Annotated in this window: 19 protein-coding genes; all 19 read left to right on the top strand. The window is 37.1% G+C overall.

Going from position 1 to position 20811, the window contains the following annotated elements:
- The first annotated feature begins 104 nt into the window (after nt 1-104).
- Nucleotides 105-1394 (top strand): EF-P 5-aminopentanol modification-associated protein YfmF, encoded by a 1290-nt coding sequence (yfmF, locus tag BLP77_RS02860; protein WP_093855612.1) that lies wholly within the window; start codon nt 105-107, stop codon nt 1392-1394.
- Nucleotides 1387-2676: an EF-P 5-aminopentanol modification-associated protein YfmH gene (gene yfmH / locus BLP77_RS02855; protein ID WP_245686792.1), complete on the top strand. Its 1290-nt coding sequence runs from the start codon at nt 1387-1389 to the stop codon at nt 2674-2676. The genes yfmF and yfmH overlap by 8 nt, the downstream gene beginning before the upstream one ends.
- A 3-nt stretch (nt 2677-2679) precedes the next feature.
- On the top strand, nt 2680-3405 hold the full coding sequence (gene ymfI, locus BLP77_RS02850; RefSeq protein WP_093855611.1) for an elongation factor P 5-aminopentanone reductase: 726 nt from the start codon (nt 2680-2682) through the stop codon (nt 3403-3405).
- Nucleotides 3406-3472: 67 nt separating this feature from the next.
- On the top strand, nt 3473-3730 hold the full coding sequence (locus tag BLP77_RS02845; protein ID WP_093855610.1) for a DUF3243 domain-containing protein: 258 nt from the start codon (nt 3473-3475) through the stop codon (nt 3728-3730).
- Nucleotides 3731-4003: 273 nt separating this feature from the next.
- A complete protein-coding gene (locus tag BLP77_RS02840) occupies nt 4004-4798 on the top strand; it encodes a DUF3388 domain-containing protein (protein ID WP_093855609.1) in 795 nt (264 codons plus the stop codon).
- Between the two features lie 18 nt (nt 4799-4816).
- Nucleotides 4817-5707, top strand: a complete 891-nt coding sequence (locus tag BLP77_RS02835; protein ID WP_093855608.1) for a helix-turn-helix domain-containing protein — start codon at nt 4817-4819, stop codon at nt 5705-5707.
- Nucleotides 5708-5861: 154 nt separating this feature from the next.
- On the top strand, nt 5862-6440 hold the full coding sequence (pgsA, locus tag BLP77_RS02830) for a CDP-diacylglycerol--glycerol-3-phosphate 3-phosphatidyltransferase (RefSeq protein WP_093855607.1): 579 nt from the start codon (nt 5862-5864) through the stop codon (nt 6438-6440).
- The gene (locus tag BLP77_RS02825) at nt 6437-7690 is read left to right on the top strand and encodes a competence/damage-inducible protein A (protein ID WP_093855606.1); all 1254 of its coding nucleotides are present in this window, start codon (nt 6437-6439) and stop codon (nt 7688-7690) included. The genes pgsA and BLP77_RS02825 overlap by 4 nt, the downstream gene beginning before the upstream one ends.
- A gap of 160 nt (nt 7691-7850) precedes the next feature.
- A complete protein-coding gene (gene recA / locus BLP77_RS02820; protein WP_093855605.1) occupies nt 7851-8885 on the top strand; it encodes a recombinase RecA in 1035 nt (344 codons plus the stop codon).
- 300 nt (nt 8886-9185) lie between these two features.
- Nucleotides 9186-10745, top strand: coding sequence for a ribonuclease Y (gene rny, locus BLP77_RS02815; protein WP_093855604.1), 1560 nt, complete (start codon nt 9186-9188; stop codon nt 10743-10745).
- Between the two features lie 91 nt (nt 10746-10836).
- On the top strand, nt 10837-11634 hold the full coding sequence (locus tag BLP77_RS02810) for a TIGR00282 family metallophosphoesterase (protein ID WP_093855603.1): 798 nt from the start codon (nt 10837-10839) through the stop codon (nt 11632-11634).
- Between the two features lie 118 nt (nt 11635-11752).
- Entirely contained in the window at nt 11753-12013 is a 261-nt protein-coding gene (gene spoVS, locus BLP77_RS02805) for a stage V sporulation protein SpoVS (RefSeq protein WP_093855602.1), read from the top strand.
- Nucleotides 12014-12421: 408 nt separating this feature from the next.
- Nucleotides 12422-14005: a tRNA (N6-isopentenyl adenosine(37)-C2)-methylthiotransferase MiaB gene (miaB, locus tag BLP77_RS02800; RefSeq protein ID WP_093855601.1), complete on the top strand. Its 1584-nt coding sequence runs from the start codon at nt 12422-12424 to the stop codon at nt 14003-14005.
- A complete protein-coding gene (locus BLP77_RS02795) occupies nt 14006-14422 on the top strand; it encodes a YlbF/YmcA family competence regulator (RefSeq protein WP_093855600.1) in 417 nt (138 codons plus the stop codon).
- A 210-nt stretch (nt 14423-14632) separates the two neighbouring features.
- Entirely contained in the window at nt 14633-15163 is a 531-nt protein-coding gene (cotE, locus tag BLP77_RS02790; protein ID WP_093855599.1) for an outer spore coat protein CotE, read from the top strand.
- 130 nt (nt 15164-15293) lie between these two features.
- Entirely contained in the window at nt 15294-17840 is a 2547-nt protein-coding gene (gene mutS, locus BLP77_RS02785) for a DNA mismatch repair protein MutS (protein ID WP_093855976.1), read from the top strand.
- Between the two features lie 13 nt (nt 17841-17853).
- Nucleotides 17854-19677, top strand: a complete 1824-nt coding sequence (gene mutL, locus BLP77_RS02780; protein WP_093855598.1) for a DNA mismatch repair endonuclease MutL — start codon at nt 17854-17856, stop codon at nt 19675-19677.
- Between the two features lie 15 nt (nt 19678-19692).
- The gene (gene miaA / locus BLP77_RS02775) at nt 19693-20646 is read left to right on the top strand and encodes a tRNA (adenosine(37)-N6)-dimethylallyltransferase MiaA (RefSeq protein ID WP_093855597.1); all 954 of its coding nucleotides are present in this window, start codon (nt 19693-19695) and stop codon (nt 20644-20646) included.
- Between the two features lie 26 nt (nt 20647-20672).
- The coding region (gene hfq / locus BLP77_RS02770) for an RNA chaperone Hfq (protein WP_093855975.1) at nt 20673-20811 on the top strand (139 nt) is incomplete at its 3' end.

The following is a 20811-nucleotide window of genomic DNA, read 5'->3' as shown; positions in this document are numbered from 1 at the left end:
TACAATTCCCCTTTAGGTTTTTGACAAACCTTAAAGGGGGATTTTTCGTATTGATTGGTTATTTAGGGTAGAATATAAGATAAAGTAGGTGAAGGAGGTAAATTATGCAAAAGCTCACCAATCGTGAATACAAACAAGATGAATATCATTTACATTTAATTGAGACAAAAAAATTTAAAACAAACTTAGTCGCTTTAAAATTTGCAAAACCATTAGATCGAGAATCGATAACAAAGCGTGCACTATTGCCGTTTGTTTTGCAAAAAGGGACTAAGACATATCCAACAGAGAAGGAATTACGCTTAAAGTTAGATGCGCTTTATGGCTCAAAATTTTCGATTAACTCAGGTAAAAAAGGTGAAAATCACGTCATCACATTTGTGCTTGATTTTCCTAATGACAAGTTTATCCCTAATGCTCATAACCTCGTTAAAGACTGCTTAACCTTTTTGTATGATGTGGCAGCCAATCCCAATGTTGAAAATCGGGCTTTTGATGAGAATGTCGTAGACAAAGAAAAAGAGACGTTGACCAATAAAATTAAATCAATCGTTGATGAAAAAATGCAATATGCCAATATGCGTTTAATTGATGAGATGTGTAAGGATGAAAAATACAGCGTCCATGCACATGGCTACTTAGAAGACATGGATCAAATTGATGCACAAAGCTTATATGAAACATATGAACAAATGATCAATGAAGATGCATTAGATATCTTTTTCGTTGGTGATTTTGAACAAGATCAAGTTAAACAGGTGATTGAAGATGTCTTTACATTCAATCGCCAGCCAAAAACAGAGATTTTCCGTTCAGAACCGAAGCAAGTGAATGAGGTTGAGGATGTGACGGAAAAGCAGAAAGTCCAACAAGCGAAATTGCACATGGGCTATAGAACAGGTATAACTTACAGCGACCAAGATTACCCTGCTTTACAGCTGTTTAACGGGATATTTGGTGGTTTTCCACATTCTAAGCTATTTTTAAATGTGCGAGAGAAGCATTCCTTAGCTTATTATGCAGCATCGCGAATTGAAAGTAATAAAGGTTTAATGTTAGTTTTTAGTGGTATTGCGCCTGATAAATATGATCAAGCAAGAGAAATCATCATCCAGCAACATGAAGATATGAAAGCGGGTAACATCACAGATGAAGAAATCGATCAAACCAAAAAGGCCATTATACACCAAATAAAAGAAAACATTGATCGTGCTGGTGGTATGGTTGAATTCTTCTATCAACAAGTCATCGCAGATCATCGTGTTGATACGCAAGATATGCTAGAAGAAATTGAAAGCATAACGAAAGAAGACGTCGTTCGTGTTGCTAATCGAGTTGAATTAGACACCGTTTATTTCTTAACTGCTGAAGACGGAGGTGAGGCAAGTGAATAAAATTGAAATCCCTCGCGTTAATGAAACGATGTATCACGAAAAATTAGATAATGGTTTAGATGTTTTTCTATATCCGAAGAAAGAGGTCGAGAAAACATTTACTATTTTTGCAACGAAGTATGGTTCGATTGATCAAACATTCACGCCTCTTGGGAAAACCGATAAGGTAACGGTTCCGGATGGTATTGCTCATTTTTTAGAGCACAAAATGTTTGAAAAAGAAGATGGTGATGTATTTCAATATTTTTCAGAGCGTGGTGCTTCAGCCAACGCCTTTACATCTTTTACACAAACAGCTTATCTTTTTTCGAGTACAAACTCTGAGGAAGACAACGTTGAAACGTTACTTAATTTTGTTCAGGATCCTTATTTCACTGAACAAACGGTAGAAAAGGAAAAAGGTATTATTGAACAAGAAATCAAAATGTACGATGATCAAGCGGATTGGCGTTTGTTTTTTGGAACAATTGGTTCACTATATGAGAATCATCCAGTTCGAATTGATATAGCTGGGACGGTTGACTCTATCTATAAAATTACACATGAGGACCTTTATACGTGCTATGAAACGTTCTATCATCCATCTAACATGTCCATATTTGTTGTTGGAAACTTTGATTTAGACAGCATGGCAAATTTAATTCGCGAAAACCAACAACAAAAATCATTTGAAAAACCAAATGGTATAGATCGTTTTTATGGTGATGAAAAGGATACGGTCTATAAATCGGTTGAAAAAATTAAGATGCCCGTCAGTACACCAAAATGTATGGTCGCGGTTAAAGAAAAGCAAGACCAATTAGATAAGGATCATATACTGAAAAACGAGCTCGTACGTGATATGATTTTAGATCTTTATTTCTCAAAGAGTGGATCTTATTATGAAGAGCTTTATCAACAAGGTTTAGTTATTGATAAACTACGAATTGAATTATATCTAGAGGAGTCATTTGGATTTACCGCTATAGGTGGAAGTACGACGAAACCTGAACAATTTGGCGAACGGGTAAAAGAAATGTTTATGTCAATTAAAACTGGGAACATCGATCAGGATGACTTTGAACGTGCAAGGAATAAAAAATATGGTGAACTCATTCGAGAGTTTAACGAATTAGAAGGAACGGCTAATACGTTTATTCACTTTCATCATTTAGGGATTGATTACCGTGATGTATTTGACGTGCTTGAACGGATAACCCTTGATGAAGTTAGTCAGATTGTAGATGAATGGATCGATGAAGATCGAATGACCATGTTTATGATCTTACCAGAGGATGAGTAAGATTTGGAACGAAGAGAAACCGTGTTAGTTATAGGTGCAAGTGGGGAAATAGGCTCCGAAGTCGTTTGCGAATTAGCGAATTCACCTTATCATTTTGTTTTACATTATTTTAAAAATGAAAACACAATACACAATCTTGTAAATGTATTAGCTTCAGATCAAGTGTTAATGACAGCGCAAGCGGATCTGTCACATGAAAAAGGTATTCAGAATTTGATTGATTCGATTCCATTTAATATCGACATTATCATCTTTGCTCAAGGTCAAGCCTATTATCAATTACTACAGGATACAGATCCGTATAAAATGGATGAACTATATCATACTCATGTCAAATCGACCATGCTAATATCAAAGGCATTTTTACCAGAAATGATTCAACAAAGAAACGGCAAAATCGTTATTATATCGTCGATTTGGGGAGAGGTTGGTGCAAGCCATGAAGTGGTTTATTCTACGATGAAAGGAGCCCAACTCTCGTTTATGAAAGCTTTAGCCAAAGAAATTGGTTCATCAGGTGTACTTGTAAATGCGGTTAGTCCTGGCTTAATTGATACACACATGAATGATGTGCTTGAGCCTGAAGATCGGGATGCATTCGTAGAATCTATTCCGCTTAAACGTATTGGAACAGCTAAGGACGTAGCAAATTCAGTCCGATTTCTTTGTTCTCATGATAATCAATACGTTCACGGACAAGTGTTTAGGGTGAACGGTGGCCAGCTTTAAAAAGAATGTATAATGTTTCATCTACCGTTAAAAATAAGAATTGAAAGTAAGTAAAGGAGGATGAATCATGTCCGTGTTAGATAATTTTGACCAATGGAAGAATTTCCTGAGTGACCGATTAAATCAAGCTCAAGACAGTGGCGTACCGAATGAGACGATTAATCAACTCGCTTATGAAGTTGGTGAACACTTAGCGTCTCAAGTTGATGCCAAAAATGATGAGGAAGCGATTCTACGTGATTTATGGAATGTGGCTTCTGAGGATGAGCGCCACGCGATTGCAGGTTTAATGGTAAAATTAGTACAAAATGAGGGCAATCGTTAAAACCAACTCCCGAAAGGTGTCAAACATCTTTCGGGATTTTCTTTACACTTTTAAGAAAGATTAATTTCTTTAAAGGATAAAAGTATAAGGGCAATTAGGCCTCTGTCTTAGCCTTAAGGCTCGCCACTCGGCAAGTTTTCTTTACAAAATTAAACTTTTCTATGTAAAATATGACAAACATCCTTTTATTATAGCGAAAAATAATTTATGATATAAATAACATCATATTTTGGCTGATGCGTATAATAGAACTTGGTTGGAGGGCAAAAAACGATGGATGAGCGCAAGGACTGGTATTTAGAATATAAAATTCTTTATAACCGACCAGGTTTGTTAGGCGACATTTCATCATTGCTAGGTATGCTGTCGATTAACATTATCATGATTAACGGTGTCGAAGATGATCATCGTGTCATGTTATTATTATGCAAAGAAGACCGACAGATGAAGCGATTGATTACAATCTTGGATACGATGGGAACCATTCAGGTTAAAAAAATACGTCGCCCAAAATTAAGGGATAAATTAGCCGTTATGCACGGCAGATACATAAAAAGTGATACGGATGATAAAAAGACATTTCGATTTGTACGTGATGAATTAGGTATTTTAGTTGATTTTATGGCTGAATTATTTAATAAAGATGGTCACGTATTAATTGGAATACGTGGAATGCCACGTGTCGGTAAGACAGAATCTGTAGTGGCAGCTAGCGTATGTGCAAATAAGAGATGGCTTTTCTTATCGAGTACATTATTGAAGCAAACCATAAGAAGTAAACTGATTAAACATGAATACCACAATGATAATTTATATATTGTTGATGGCATTGTATCTGTTAAAAGGTCGAATGAGGAACATTGGCAGGTTATAAGAGAAGTGATGCAGCTACCAGCTGTGAAAGTCGTTGAACACCCAGATGTTTTCGTACAACACACCGAGTATTCACTTGATGATTTTGACTATATTATTGAATTACGGAATAATGTAGATGAAGAGATCACGTATGAGGAAATCAATCAACCACAGTTTGATGAAGAAGATGGATTTTCAATGTTTGATTTTTAAAATTGGACGGTGTTATGAATGGAATTAGGTGAAAAGCTAAGAGAAGCAAGATTAGAGAAGGATTTAGCGATTGAAGATATCAAAAATGAAACTAAAATTCAGAAAAGGTATTTAGAGTCTATTGAACAAAATGACTGGTCTTCAATTCCAGGCAGTTTTTACGTGCGCGCTTTTATACGTGAGTATGCAGCTGTCGTTGGTTTAGATGGGGACTCCCTGTTAGAAGAACATGCCAATGAATTACCATCCACGGTTGACACCCAGTATGAATATGTGGCGCCTTCTCGAGCAAGTCGTCATGCTTCTAGTGGATCCAGTCCAATTTTTAAATTTTTACCAAAGTTATTAGTGGTTATTCTAGTTATTGCGATTGCTTTTGGGATTTATTATGGCATCATTAGTTTATTTGAGCCTAATTCGTCAGACGATGAGTCACCCAATAATAACGATATTGTAACAGCACCAGATGAAGATGAAGAGGAAAATAACACAGAAGAAGAACCTCAGGAAGAGACTCCCGAAGAACCTGAGTCTGAGGAAACTGAGGAAGAGCCTGTCCCGACTTTAGAAGTTGTATCATCAGATGAAAATCAAGCATTGACACATTATCAATTAACAAACGCCGATCATTTAAACCTTGTAATTGAATCGAGCGGTAAGAGTTGGTTAGATGTAGATGGTGCTAATCAAGGTCAAAAAGAAACTAATTACTTTTCAGGCTTTGCTGAAACCGGTAACTCTCCTTTAGAATATAGTATTGAAGAGAGTCAAGTGCTTTTAAATATCGGTCGGGCTCAAGACTTAACCATTACAGTGAATGGAAATACCTTAGAATATACGTTGGTACCGAACCTTGATACCGGGCAGTATATTTCTCAAGATATTTTAATAGAATTAAAGACAGAATAATTATAGAATCCTTTGCAATGCTAAACGCAAAGGATTTATTTCGTGGCAGGTAGTAAAAAAATTATTTTACCTGCATTAGCGCAACTACGTCTCTGACTTCGCCTAAAAAAGCTTGTCAATCGACGAGTTTTCTTTACTAAATGGAGGTCTACAAATGAATATACCAAACAAAATCACGATTTCTCGCATCTGTTTAATCCCAATATTTATTGTACTATTAGCGGTACCATTTGATTGGGGTACTTATTCGATTGGCGAATATGAATTACCCGTTCACCATATGGTGGCGGCTATATTGTTTTTAGTCGCATCGTTAACCGACTGGGTAGATGGACGCTATGCCAGAAAATATAATCTTGTTACAAATCTAGGCAAGTTTCTCGATCCATTAGCCGATAAGTTATTAGTCTCCGCTGCTTTAATCTGTTTGGTTGAGATCGGATTAGCACCTGCTTGGCTTGTCATCATTATTATCAGTCGTGAATTTGCCGTGACAGGATTACGTTTAGTCGCAGCTGGCGAAGGCATTGTTTTGGCAGCTGGTCAAATGGGAAAATTAAAAACGACCTTACAAATAGCAGCAGCAGGTTTTTTACTATTACATCACTTTCCGTTTTCTTATATGAGCATACCGATTGGTACGATTTTGTTATATTTAGCGGCACTTATTACGGTAATTTCCGGATTAGATTACTTTGTGAAAAACTGGCATGTTATGAGGGATTCTAAATGATTGAGGATACAAAGTGTGAAATTATTACAGTTGGCACCGAGTTATTACTTGGCCAAATCAATGATACGAATTCAACTTGGTTATCGAACAAATTAGCGGAAGCTGGAATTAACGTGTATTATAAACAGACTGTAGGCGATAATTTTAATCGCCTTTTTTCTGTGTTTGAAAAGGCACAAGAAAGGTCCAATATCATTTTTGTAACAGGTGGATTAGGCCCGACTGATGATGACTTAACAAAAGAAGTAGCAGCCAAACTATTTAATTGTGAACTAGACATACATCAGCCAACCTTAAATAAGATTGAATCTTTTTTCAAACGTCGTCAACAGATTATGACTGAAAACAACCGAAAACAGGCTCAATGTTTTCCTAGTGGACGTGTTTTCGAAAATGAGGTTGGTATGGCGCCAGGATTACATATGAAACATGAGGGTGCTTCGTGGTTCTTCTTACCAGGAGTTCCTAAGGAAATGAAATGGATTATTGATGAGCAGATTTTACCTTATTTAAAAGATGAAGGGCTATTAACAAAACAACTTTATAGTCGGGTGTTGAGCTTTCAAGGTATTGGAGAATCTGCACTTGAGACTGAATTACAAGATATTATTCGAGCCCAAACGAACCCAACGATTGCTCCTCTTGCGGGAAATGGTTATGTAACCCTACGTATAACGGCAAGAGCTATTACGAGGGACGAAGGCGAGCAATTAATAAGTGATTTGGAAGAATCCATTTTAAATCGTGTCGGCTCATATTTCGTCGGCTATGGACAAATCTCTTTAGAGGTTGGTTTAATGCAATTATTAAAGGAAAAGCAGCTAACATTGTCATCATGTGAGAGTGTGACAGGTGGATTATTCGCCTCAACCATTATTCAGCATGATGGCGCTTCATCTATTTTTAATGGCTCGATTGTTTCCTACACAAATAAGGTAAAGCAACACGCCGTTGGAGTACCTGAACATATTTTACGAGAATACGGTGCTGTAAGTGAGCCATGTGCGGATGCCATGGCCGAACATACAAGAAAACAATTGCAGAGTGATATCGCGATTAGCTTTACTGGTATAGCAGGAACAGAACCGGTGAATGGTTATCCACCGGGAACGGTTTTTATCGGTATAAGTAACCTAAACCAAACAATTGTCAGACGGGTTCAGTTAAAAGGAAATCGAAATGCTATCCGTGAAGAAGCTGTAACTGAAGGAATTAAACATTTAATTCGTTTTATAAAAAATTTTAATTGATAAGAAAAAAAGTTTTTCTCTAGGAGGAAATTGATTTTTCCTTTAGGGAAAAACGCATTTTCCATCACATATAAACAGAACAAATATTCGCTTTTTTGTTGGCAAAGTGATAAAATCATAGTATGATAGAAGTACTTAAGTCGAAGGGGGATTTTTTATAATGAGTGATCGAAAACAAGCGTTAGATATGGCCCTAAAGCAAATAGAAAAGCAATTTGGTAAAGGCTCTATTATGAAGCTCGGTGAACAGGAAGGACAGACCGTATCAACCGTTTCTAGTGGTTCATTATCATTAGATGTTGCATTAGGAGTAGGTGGTTATCCACGTGGACGTGTGGTTGAAATATATGGTCCTGAATCTTCTGGTAAAACGACTGTTGCACTGCATGCGATTGCAGAGGCACAAAAGCAGGGTGGTCAAGCTGCGTTTATCGATGCAGAGCATGCTCTTGATCCTGTTTATGCTAGAAAACTAGGTGTTGATATTGATGAGTTATTACTTTCACAGCCGGATACGGGAGAACAAGCATTGGAGATTGCCGAAGCCCTTGTTAGAAGTGGAGCAGTCGATATTATTGTTGTTGACTCAGTAGCTGCCTTAGTTCCAAAAGCAGAGATTGAAGGTGAAATGGGAGACTCACATGTCGGTTTACAGGCACGTTTAATGTCCCAAGCACTTCGTAAGCTATCGGGTGCGATTAATAAATCAAAATCAACTGCTGTTTTTATTAACCAAATTCGTGAAAAAGTTGGGGTTATGTTCGGTAATCCAGAAACGACACCTGGTGGGCGTGCATTGAAATTCTATTCTTCAGTTCGACTTGAAGTCCGTCGTGCTGAAACATTAAAGCAAGGTAATGATATGGTAGGTAATAAAACAAGAATTAAAGTTGTGAAGAACAAAGTCGCACCTCCGTTCAAAAAAGCCGAGGTGGACATCATGTATGGAGAAGGTATTTCTAAAGAAGGCGAATTAATAGATGTTGGTGCAGACTTAGATATTATACAGAAAAGTGGAGCCTGGTTCTCTTATGAAGGTGAGAAGCTTGGTCAAGGTCGAGAAAATGCTAAGCAATTCTTAAAAGATAATCCCGATGTGTATGAAAAGGTTAATGGTGAGATCCGCTCACACTTTAATATTGATGAGGATGCAGAGGAAGTTGCAGAGGGGCAAGAGGAACTAGAATTAGATTAATATTGCTATATTGATTCTCTCAGTTAATAGTCGTTAGCTGAGAGAGTTTTTTAATATGTGAAAAGAATTTGTCAAATAAAAGGGCATAAGCATGAAAAGTTTCACATATTTTTTGGACAGAATAACTGGCAAACACTGAAATAGTGTGACCATTCCTTGACATGAGGTATAGACAAGCTTAAAATTAAATTGTATAATTTTCATTTTTGCTTATAAAAATGATGAAATGAATGATTGTACATTACCGACTGAAATGAATGAAAGAAAAAGAAATTTGGAATAGCAAGAGGAGGTGAAGGTATGGATCCTACGGCAATACTCATCTCCATTTTGCTCGCAGTTGTCGGTATTGTTGTTGGTTATATGATTCGAAAATCGATCGCTGAAGCAAAGATCTCCAGCGCAGAAGAACTTGCAAAACAGATTGTCGAAGAAGGTAGAAGAAATGCAGAGTCGGCAAAGCGTGAAGCTCTTTTAGAAGCGAAGGATGAAAATCATCGATTACGTCAAGAGCAAGAAAACGAGTTGAGAGAAAGACGAACTGAAGCTCAAAAACAAGAAAATCGACTCTTACAAAGAGAAGAAACGCTTGATCGAAAAAGTGAAACATTAGATAAACGTGAGCTAATGTTGGAAAAGAAAGAGGAATCGTTGAATGAAAAACAACAACAACTAAATGAAACCGAAAGCAAAGTGGATGAGTTATTAGAGTCACAGCAAGCTGAACTTGAACGCATTTCAGGCTTGACAACAGATCAAGCAAAACAGGTGATTATTGATCGTGTTGAAAAAGAAATGGAGCACGAAACGGCTCTTATGATTAAAGAAGCAGAAAATCGTGCGAAAGAAGAAGCAGATAAGAAAGCGAAACACGTATTATCACTTGCGATACAGCGTTGTGCAGCTGAGCATGTGTCTGAAACTACCGTATCAGTAGTTAATTTACCGAATGACGAAATGAAGGGTCGTATTATCGGTAGAGAAGGTCGTAATATCCGTACGTTAGAGACGTTAACTGGTATTGATCTCATCATAGATGATACTCCAGAGGCCGTTATTTTATCTGGTTTTGATCCAATCCGTCGAGAGATTGCAAGAATAGCTTTAGAGAATCTTGTGCAAGATGGACGTATTCACCCAGCTAGAATTGAAGAAATGGTTGAAAAATCTCGTCGTGAAGTTGATGAGTATATTCGCGAAGTTGGTGAAGAAGCGACATTTGATATTGGATCACATGGCATTCATCCAGACTTAATCAAAATTATCGGTCGATTAAAATATCGCACGAGTTACGGTCAAAATGTTTTAAAACACTCGTTAGAAGTAGCCTACCTATCCGGATTATTAGCAGGCGAACTTGGTGAAGATGAGAACTTAGCAAGACGTGCTGGCTTATTACACGATATCGGTAAAGCAGTCGACCATGAAGTTGAAGGTAGTCACGTTGAAATCGGTAAGGAATTAGCACAAAAGTACAAAGAGCATGAGGTTGTTATTAATGCGATAGCCTCACACCATGGTGATGAAGAACCAACTAGTATTATATCCGTACTAGTTGCTGCAGCGGATGCCCTTTCAGCTGCTCGACCAGGTGCTAGAAGTGAGTCACTTGAAAACTATATTAAACGTCTTGAAAAGCTTGAAGAAATTGCTGATACTTATGAAGGTGTTGAAAAATCATTTGCGATTCAGGCAGGACGTGAAGTTCGTATCATGGTTCGACCTGATGACATTGATGATGCAAAGGCGACACAATTAGCAAGAGATATTCGTAAGAAAATAGAAGATGGACTAGACTATCCAGGACATATTAAAGTGACAGTCATTCGTGAAACAAGAGCAGTTGAATATGCGAAATAAAAACGGCCAATAGTAGGCCGTTTTTATTTTGACTTCAAAATGAGTTTATGTAACGATTTAAGTAAATTCATAATTAGGAAGGAAACAAAGTATGAATATTCTATTTATAGGTGATATTGTAGGTAAACCAGGGCGGGTTGCTTTAGAGCAGCACATCCATCAACTTAAAGAACAGCATCGTGCTGATCTAACAATTGTAAATGGTGAAAACGCAGCGCACGGAAAAGGGTTAACGAAGAAGTTTTATCACCAATTCTTAGAATTGGGTGCAGATATCATAACGTTAGGTAATCACGCTTGGGATAAAAAAGAAATCTTTGATTTTATTGATGATGCTGAAAAACTAGTAAGGCCCGCAAATTATCCAAAAGGGACACCTGGTATAGGCATGCAATTTGTTAATGTAAATCAGATAACAGTTGCTGTTATTAATCTTCAAGGCCGTACCTTCATGAACCCTTTAGATGATCCATTTCAAGTCATTGATTATTTAATTAAAAATGCAAAGAAAAAAACGGATATCATTTTTGTTGATTTTCATGCCGAAACGACGAGTGAGAAGCAGGCGATGGGGTGGTATTTAGACGGTAAAGTTACAGCGGTAGTAGGTACCCATACTCATATCCAAACTTCTGATGAACGTATTTTATCTAATGGAACTGGTTATATTACAGATGTTGGGATGACAGGTGCCTATGATAGTATTTTAGGAATGGAGAAGGATTCCATTATTCGAAAATTTAAGACCGGATTACCTGTTAAATTTGAAATTCCTGAAACTGAACGAACTGTTTTAAGTGGTATAACCGTTTCAGTTGATGATAAAACGGGTAAAACTAAGAGTATTAAACGTATTTTAATTAATCCGGATCATATAAATTTTGAATAAACCTTATTGAATATTTGAATTTTTCGGAAAACTAGTTCATAATAAAAGGAATAGAACAATAGAATGCTGAATAAATTAGTTATGAAAATCATAATAGTCAATTAAGGAGGAACTAGTAATGGAAATATTAAAAGTTTCAGCAAAGTCAAATCCAAACTCTGTAGCTGGAGCGTTAGCGAACGTTTTAAGAGAACGCGGATCGGCAGAAATTCAAGCAATTGGTGCGGGTGCGCTAAACCAAGCTGTTAAAGCAGTAGCGATTGCAAGAGGATTTGTTGCTCCTAGTGGTGTTGACTTAATTTGTATTCCAGCATTTACAGATATCATGATTGACCAAGAAGAAAGAACGGCCATTAAACTCATTGTTGAACCAAGATAGGGAACAATCATGAATGTATACGTTCAAACTTTTAGCATATAGGTTTGGACGTTTTTTTATTAATGCCTATGAAATTAAAAATTGTTGGTATGTTGACATTTAATTTTACTCGTTAGTCACATCCAGCTCCAGCGCCCAGCGACTAGTGAGACTTCCCTCGCCTCCGTATGATAAGTCAACATCGACTCGTATCCTCGTCGTGTTTCCTTTATCTCCTGCGACTCAGTCCAGTCCATACGTCGCTAAACGGGTGCTTGAGCTTTTGTTCTTTAAATGTGTATGAACGATGACATTTAGAGGTGAAATCTTTGTAATCCGTTGTCTTGTATTGTTAAAATCATGGATAGGATTTATACTGTAATAATGTATACATGTGTTTTTTATTTTGTATGAAAGGAGTTTAAATAAATGAACGAAGAGCAACGGAAAGAGCAGAGCCAAATTAAGCAAGTTGATCCAGCGGACGTAAAATCCGACCAGGGTAACTTGGAGCGTTTGAAAAAGAAATCTTCTGATGATTTTGTAAAATACTTTGAAGCAACCTATGAACCACCAAATATGAAAAAAGCTAAAAAGCGTTTGCGAAAAGAAGTTCAATACCACGATGATTTTGAAATTCCAGAGCAAATGCAAGGCTTAGGTAAAGGTAAGAAATTTTTAATCCGTACTTATGGCTGTCAGATGAACGAACACGATACAGAAGTTATGTCTGGTATTTTATCCGAAATGGGCTATGAATCGACAATCGATCAAAAGGAAGCTGACATTATTCTGTTAAACACGTGTGCGATTCGTGAAAACGCGGAAAATAAAGTGTTCGGTGAAATCGGTCATTTAAAAGCTCTTAAGCGTGAAAACCCTGACTTAATTATTGGGGTTTGTGGTTGTATGTCGCAGGAAGAGTCGGTTGTTAATAAAATATTGAAGAAATATCAATATGTTGACTTAATCTTCGGTACACATAATATTCACCGACTACCAAATCTCGTTTACAACGCACTTATGAGTAAAGAGATGGTCGTAGAAGTTTGGTCTAAAGAAGGCGACATTATTGAGAACCTACCAAAACGTCGTGAAGGTCGCATAAAAGCATGGGTTAATATTATGTACGGTTGCGACAAGTTCTGTACATACTGCATCGTGCCATACACGCGTGGTAAAGAACGTAGTCGTCGCCCTGAAGATATTATTCAAGAAATCCGTCATTTAGCGGCAAAAGGGTATAAAGAAGTTACATTATTAGGCCAAAACGTCAATGCTTACGGTAAAGACTTAGATATTGATTACGGCTTAGGTGACCTAATGGATGAAATTCGTAAAATTGATATTCCACGTGTTAAGTTTACGACTTCACACCCTAGAGACTTTGATGATCGTTTAATCGAAGTCTTAGCAAAAGGCGGCAACCTTATGCCATACATTCATTTACCGGTTCAGTCTGGTAGCTCTGAAGTATTACGAGTTATGGCACGTCGTTACACACGTGAAAGCTATTTAGAATTAGTTCGAAAAATTAAAGAACAAATTCCAAATGCTGCGTTAACAACAGATATCATTGTAGGTTTCCCAAATGAAACTGATGAGCAATTTGAAGAGACATTAACGTTATACCATGAAGTTGGTTTTGAAGGCGCCTATACATTTATTTTCTCACCACGTGACGGTACACCAGCTGCCCGCATTGAGGATAACGTATCTATGGATGTTAAGAAAGAACGTCTTCAGCGATTAAATAAAGTGGTTAACGACTATTCTAAAAAGGCAATGGAACAATACCAAGGCAAAACGGTTAAGGTCTTAGTAGAAGGTACAAGTAAAAACAATGAAGAAAAACTTGCAGGCTATACTGAAAGAGGTAAGCTTGTTAACTTCGTCGGACCGAAATCAGTCATTGGTGATATTGTGAATGTTAAAATTACAGATACAAAAACATGGACATTAGACGGCAAAATGGTCGATGAAGCTGTCACAGAGCCAGCAGAGGTGATTTAAATGGCTGAATATACACGACAACAAATTGTAGCAGAAGCAAAAGACTTAGCTAAAAAACTAGCTAATATTGATGAAATAGAACGTTTTAAGCAACTTGAAGCCAAAATAAATGATAATAATAAGGTGCAAAGCTATATTACAAAAATTAAAGCTCTCCAAAAACAAGCTGTTAATTTACAGCATTACGGTAAGGGCGAAGCTTTAAAACGAGTAGAGGAAGAATTAGATCGGTTCCAACAGGAGTTAGATGCAATTCCGATTGTACAAGAATTTAAAGATTCACAGGTTGTGGTTAACGATATCTTACAACGAATTACGAATACGATTGCTAATGAAGTCACGGATGAAATTATCCGCTCCACCGGTGGAGACGTGTTAAAAGGTGAAACCGGCTCAAAAGTGAAACGATATCAATAACATTAACGAAGTCCCATGGGTATACCATGGGGCTTTTTCTGAATAAATTCAGCTCATCACATCATTTTTATAAATATAACCTTCTTTATTAACACATTTATGGGCATTGACATATGAATGAGTATAAAACATAAATCATCGCGGCATTGAATCACAACAAATACCTAATTCGCATAAAATAAAATGGCTAATAAAGGAGGAGGATTAGGCATGTTCGACCGCGATTATCGCGAAATTATTACGAAAGCGGTTTGTGGTAAAGGTAAAAAATTTACCGAAACACTTCATATGGTTTCACCTAATCATAAATCAACAAGCATATTAGGGTGCTGGGTGATTAACCATCAATATGAAGCGAAGAAAAAAGGGAATGTTGTAGAGGTGTCAGGAGCATATGACATCAACGTATGGTACTCATATAATGACAATACCAAGACAGAAGTTGTGACTGAAAGAAAACAATATGTCGATAAAGTACCTGTCGTCATGAAGGATGAAAAATGTATCTCTAACAAATTTGACGTGGTAGCTCGTGCAACTCAACAACCTAATACGCTTGAATGCACGATTGATGATAATGGTAGAATCAAAGTTGAGCTAGAGCGCGAATTTGTCGTTGACATCATTGGAGAAACAAAAGTATGGGCAAAAGTTGAGCCAAATGGTTTCGATGAAGATGATGTGGACTTTGATGAACTCGAAGCAGAATTTCAAGAGATTGAAGTCGATGAAAAAGATTAGAAGAAGGGCTGAAAATTTTCAGCCTTTTTTCTTTTGCCTTATCACGATGAATGATCATCTGCTTATGAAAAATAATGGTTATCTATGCTATAATGACGATGAGATACAGGATAATTGGGGGATTACATACATGGCTAAATACACGCCAATGATGGAACAATATATACAGATTAAACAAGCCAACCAAGATGTATTTTTATTTTTCCGACTCGGTGACTTTTATGAATTATTTTTCGATGATGCCTTAAAAGCATCAAAAGAATTAGAAATTACGCTGACACAACGTGATGGCGGAAAAGAAAAAATTCCGATGTGCGGCGTCCCATACCATTCAGCTGAGCGATATATTAAAACATTAATTGAAAAAGGCTATAAAGTAGCAATCTGTGAACAGGTTGAGGATCCTAAAGTAGCTAAAGGTGTTGTGAAACGTGAAGTTGTACAAGTTATAACACCTGGGACAATAATGGAAGGAAGCATGCTAACAGAAGACGAAAATAACTTCATCGCTTCGATTACGCCTATTCAACAAGATTATGTGATTGCTTATATTGATTTATCTACGGGCGAGAGCTTTGTTAGTTTAATTGAAAACGAGTTTAAAGATGTTTTAAGTGAGTTATATAATCGCCCTGTTAAAGAAATTGTCATTCCTGAGGCTTTTGATTCTGAAGCAAAAGAACAGCTGTCTCACTACTTAAATGTGACGATTTCAATCGAAGACGGGGAAGACGTTATGGAAGATTATCAATATTTACTCGGCAATCTAACGGACAAACGGCTAATACGTGGTTTTGGTCGTGTGTTTCAATATATCTATCATTCACAAAAGCGTTTCTTATCTCACATCCAACAAGTCCAATATATTGAACTCACACAATATATGAAACTTGACTTGTATTCTAAGCGAAACTTAGAGTTAATGGAATCCATTCGCGACCAAAGTAGGAAAGGAACCTTATTAACCGTTTTAGATAAAACATCTACCGCGATGGGGGCGAGACGTCTTAAAAAATGGTTAGACCGCCCATTACTATCTAAATTAAGTATTGAAGAGCGACACAAGCAGGTACAGGCTTTGATCGATCACTTTTTTGAACGGGACGAACTAAAAGAGGCATTAAAGGATATTTACGACATTGAGCGTCTAGCGGGTCGTATTTCATATGGAAATGTTAATGCTCGTGATTTATTACAGCTAAAACGTTCGCTAAGTAGTCTGCCAAACATTAAACGGATTATCGAAACGATTGATCATCCATCGATTCAAGCCTTATTACCTGATTTAAAGCCGTATGAAGAAATCTATCAATTATTAGAAGAAGGAATCGCGGAAGAGCCACCGATATCGATTATGGAAGGCGGTATTATTAAAGATGGCTATCATGAAAAATTAGACCAATACCGTGAAGCATCACGTAACGGTAGACAATGGGTAGCGAATTTAGAGGCAGAAGAACGAGAAAAAACCGGAGTAAAATCACTAAAGGTCGGTTATAACAAAGTATTCGGCTACTATATTGAGGTAACGAAAGCTAATCTTGCGAATGTAGATTTATCGCGTTATGAACGAAAACAAACCTTAACGAATGCCGAGCGATTTATCACACCAGAATTGATAGAAAAGGAACGCTTAATTTTAGAAGCCAATGATCAAAGCATGGCATTAGAATACAATCTGTTTATCGATATTAGAGAGAAAATGAAAGCGTACATTCCGGCACTTCAACTATTGGCAGAAAAAATCAGTCAAATTGATGTTTTATTAAGCTTTGCGATTATTAGTGAAGAAAATAATTATGTTCAACCTGAAATGGCTAACAGACATGTCGTTCAAATAGAAGATGCACGGCACCCAGTGGTCGAAAAAGTAATGCAAGAAGAGTTTGTACCGAATCATTTTAACTTAGATGAAGAAACAGATATACTTCTCATCACTGGACCAAACATGGCGGGTAAAAGTACATATATGAGACAGCTCGGTTTAATTGTGATTATGGCTCAAATCGGATGCTTTGTCCCAGCTAAAGCAGCTCAATTACCGGTATTTGATCAAATTTTCACCCGTATTGGTGCAGCCGATGACTTAGTTTCTGGACAAAGTACTTTTATGGTGGAAATGTTAGAAGCTGAGCATGCGGTTCAAAACGCTACTGAAAATAGTCTAATTTTATTTGATGAAATTGGTCGAGGGACAAGTACGTACGATGGCATGGCTTTAGCCCAATCAATCGTTGAATATATACACCATCATATTGGCGCTAAGACGTTATTCTCCACCCACTATCATGAATTAACCTCATTAGAAGATTCATTGACGCATTTAAAAAATGTCCATGTTGAGGTTGACGAACACGAAGGAGAAGTCGTGTTTTTACACAACATAAAACCAGGTAAGGCAGATAAAAGCTATGGTGTCCACGTAGCTAAGCTGGCAAATCTACCGGATGACATTATTAGCCGAGCTAACTACTTATTAGAAACATTTGAAGCTACGAGTTCGATACGCGAGCAAGAATCTACAGAAGAACAATTAACACTTTTTGAAGAGCAACGTGACATCCAATTAACGAAAGATATCGAGGTATTAACCCAAATAAAAGATTGCGATTTACTGAATATGACACCAATGGACGCGATGAACCTTCTATATGAAATTAAGAAAAAGCTGGACTAAAGGGGGATAATCAATGGGTAAAATCGTTCAATTACCAGATGAATTATCAAATAAAATAGCAGCCGGGGAAGTTGTAGAACGTCCAGCATCTGTTGTTAAAGAGCTTTTAGAAAATAGTGTAGATGCGAATAGTCAGTGGATTAAAATTGAACTTGAAGAAGCGGGGCTTCGCTCAATTAAAATTATTGATGATGGTGATGGCATTGACCCTGATGATTGTGAGACGGCCTTCTTCCGCCATGCGACGAGTAAAATAGAAGATGAATTTGATTTGTTTCGGGTCAAAACGCTAGGGTTTAGAGGCGAGGCGCTCGCTAGTATTTCATCCGTTAGCCAATTAACATTAAGAACATCAACAGGTGACCAATCCGGAAATGAGTTGGTCGTACATGGGGGCGACATTAAAGACAAGCAAAAGCACACGAAACGAAAAGGGACAGAAATTATAGTCGAGAATCTATTTTATAATACACCTGCTCGTTTAAAATATTTAAAAACGATTCATACTGAGCTTGGGCACGTGACAGATACGATCAATAAAATGGCTTTATCCCATCCTGATATTCGTTTTGAATGTTATCACAACGGTAAACGAATCTTTTTTTCGCCGGGTAACGGGAATTTACTGCAGGTGATTCAACAAATCTATGGCAAAAAGATAGCCCAAAATATGTTGCAACTAGAAGATGATTCATTAGATTATAAGGTTTCGGGTTATATCTGTAAACCTGAAGTGACGCGATCCAATCGCAATTTTATTTCGCTTATTGTTAATGGGCGTTTTATAAAAAATCCTGTCATTAACAAAGCGATTTTTGATGGGTACCATACCTTTCTACCAATTGGACGCTATCCCATTGTTATATTGCAAATTGAAATGGATCCATACTTAGTCGATGTCAACGTTCATCCAGCAAAAACCGAGGTCCGTTTTAGTAAGGAAAAAGAATTATTTGATGTGGTGAAGCAGTCGATTTATGATGTCCTACATAAACAACGATTAATTCCATCAGGTGCTAAAAAGGAAAAGCCTAAATCGACACAAACAACATTATCATTTGATCCGATGACACGCCAAGATAAAACACATGATGAGAAAGAACAGTTAGAGGATATTGGCCATGGTTTTCATATACAGGAATCTTTTACGAGTCACTTTGATGATGCTGACAATCATCCAGTAGAAAATGGTCAGAAACCACCTTATCCTAACGATATAGGATCAGAGAGTGAAGAACTAGATGAAGAAACGGAACGCATGCCTCTTATGTATCCAATCGGTCAACTGCATGGCACTTATATTTTAGCTCAGAATGAAAAAGGGCTTTATATGATTGATCAACATGCAGCACAAGAACGGATCAAATATGAGTTTTTTAAGAAGAAGCTTGGTGATCCGCCGAATGAAGTTCAGGCATTATCCGTACCGATTTCATTTGAGTTCACAGGTAAAGAGGCTATTATCATCGAAGAACATAAAGAGGCATTCGAACGGGTAGGTTTATTTTTGGAACCATTTGGAGATTATAGTTATATTGTAAGATCTTATCCAAGTTGGTTCCCAAATGGCGAAGAGGAACAAATCATTCGAGATATGGTTGAAGATTTAATTCAAAACCGTTCGATTGATATTGAAAAAATTAGAGAAGAAGCGGCAATTTTAATGTCTTGTAAACGTTCCATTAAAGCAAACCACTATTTGAATCATCAAGAAATGGAATACTTATTGAGTGAGCTCCGGACTTGCCATGACCCATTTACATGTCCGCATGGTAGACCGATTGTGATTCATTTTAGTGAATATGAATTACAACGCATGTTTAAACGAATTATGTAACCTGAGGAGTTTATCATGGATCAACCAATTGTAATCAGTATTATTGGACCGACAGCTGTTGGAAAAACAAAACTAGGGATTGAATTAAGCAAACGCATAAATGGAGAAGTTATAAATGCGGATTCGATGCAGTTTTTTAAAGGCTTTGATATCGGTTCAGCTAAAGTAACGGAAGATGAAGCAGATGGCATTCCACATCATTTAATCGACCATTTAGATCCTCTCGATGAATACTCTGCTGCTGAATTTAAGTCAGATCTATATGACAAAGTACAGGAACTAACCCAAAGGTCAAAGCAACCTTTAATTGTAGGTGGTACAGGCTTTTACGTCCATTCTGCTTTATTTGATTTTCAATTTTCAGATGTCAAGCGGGATTCTGATTATGTTGAAAAAGCCCTTCAAGAAATCAAAATAAATGGAATTGAGCCATATTATGAGAAGTTGAAACAAGTGGACCCTATACAAGCCGAGAAAGTTCATCCGCATAATATTAGAAGAGTCATTCGTGCGCTAGAGGTTTATGCGACATCTGGTCAAACTTTATCCGAAATCGAAAGTAACCAGAAGGAAGGGTCAGCATACCAACCGATCATCATCGGTTTAAATATGGAACGAGAAACGTTATACGAACGAATTAATAAGCGTGTCGATCAATTGGTTGAACAAGGCTTAATTGAAGAGGTTCGGGAATTATATTCACGTTATGGTGGAGACGTTCAACCAATGCAAGGTATTGGTTATAAAGAATGGATTCCTTTCTTTGAAGATGAATATTCAAAAGAAGAAGCTATCCGACTCATTAAGCGAAATACGAGGCGGTTTGCTAAACGACAGTTGACGTATTATCGCAATAAAATCCCTGATGTCTATTGGTACAATATTGACCCAGATTACTATATGGATACATTTGAAAATATTTTTCAAAAAGTAGAAGGAATGATTGATTGTTTATCGAATAGGTATTAGTAGCAGAGATAGAGGAGGAGTTTGTAATGGCTAATTCAACAAATGTACAGGATACGTATCTGAACAAATTGCGGAAGGAAAAGGTACCTTTAACTGTCTTTTTAACGAATGGTTTCCAATTACGCGGTGTACTCAAGTCATTTGATAATTTTACAATTTTAATTG

It is taken from the genome of Tenuibacillus multivorans (genome assembly GCF_900103915.1).
GTDB lineage: Bacteria > Bacillota > Bacilli > Bacillales > Alkalibacillaceae > Tenuibacillus > Tenuibacillus multivorans.
The sequence above is the reverse complement of the archived record's forward strand: the minus strand, read 5'-3'. Positions and strand labels throughout refer to the sequence as shown.

Bases quoted from the DNA above. Each gene is read 5' to 3' on its own strand.
- cotE (WP_093855599.1), top strand. From the start codon at position 14,633: ATGTTCGACCGCGATTATCGCGAAATTATTACGAAAGCGGTTTGTGGT.
- recA (WP_093855605.1), top strand. From the start codon at position 7,851: ATGAGTGATCGAAAACAAGCGTTAGATATGGCCCTAAAGCAAATAGAA.
- BLP77_RS02825 (WP_093855606.1), top strand. From the start codon at position 6,437: ATGATTGAGGATACAAAGTGTGAAATTATTACAGTTGGCACCGAGTTA.
- BLP77_RS02840 (WP_093855609.1), top strand. From the start codon at position 4,004: ATGGATGAGCGCAAGGACTGGTATTTAGAATATAAAATTCTTTATAAC.
- mutS (WP_093855976.1), top strand. From the start codon at position 15,294: ATGGCTAAATACACGCCAATGATGGAACAATATATACAGATTAAACAA.
- rny (WP_093855604.1), top strand. From the start codon at position 9,186: ATGGATCCTACGGCAATACTCATCTCCATTTTGCTCGCAGTTGTCGGT.
- spoVS (WP_093855602.1), top strand. From the start codon at position 11,753: ATGGAAATATTAAAAGTTTCAGCAAAGTCAAATCCAAACTCTGTAGCT.
- miaB (WP_093855601.1), top strand. From the start codon at position 12,422: ATGAACGAAGAGCAACGGAAAGAGCAGAGCCAAATTAAGCAAGTTGAT.
- BLP77_RS02810 (WP_093855603.1), top strand. From the start codon at position 10,837: ATGAATATTCTATTTATAGGTGATATTGTAGGTAAACCAGGGCGGGTT.
- miaA (WP_093855597.1), top strand. From the start codon at position 19,693: ATGGATCAACCAATTGTAATCAGTATTATTGGACCGACAGCTGTTGGA.
- BLP77_RS02795 (WP_093855600.1), top strand. From the start codon at position 14,006: ATGGCTGAATATACACGACAACAAATTGTAGCAGAAGCAAAAGACTTA.
- BLP77_RS02845 (WP_093855610.1), top strand. From the start codon at position 3,473: ATGTCCGTGTTAGATAATTTTGACCAATGGAAGAATTTCCTGAGTGAC.
- BLP77_RS02835 (WP_093855608.1), top strand. From the start codon at position 4,817: ATGGAATTAGGTGAAAAGCTAAGAGAAGCAAGATTAGAGAAGGATTTA.
- mutL (WP_093855598.1), top strand. From the start codon at position 17,854: ATGGGTAAAATCGTTCAATTACCAGATGAATTATCAAATAAAATAGCA.
- yfmF (WP_093855612.1), top strand. From the start codon at position 105: ATGCAAAAGCTCACCAATCGTGAATACAAACAAGATGAATATCATTTA.
- pgsA (WP_093855607.1), top strand. From the start codon at position 5,862: ATGAATATACCAAACAAAATCACGATTTCTCGCATCTGTTTAATCCCA.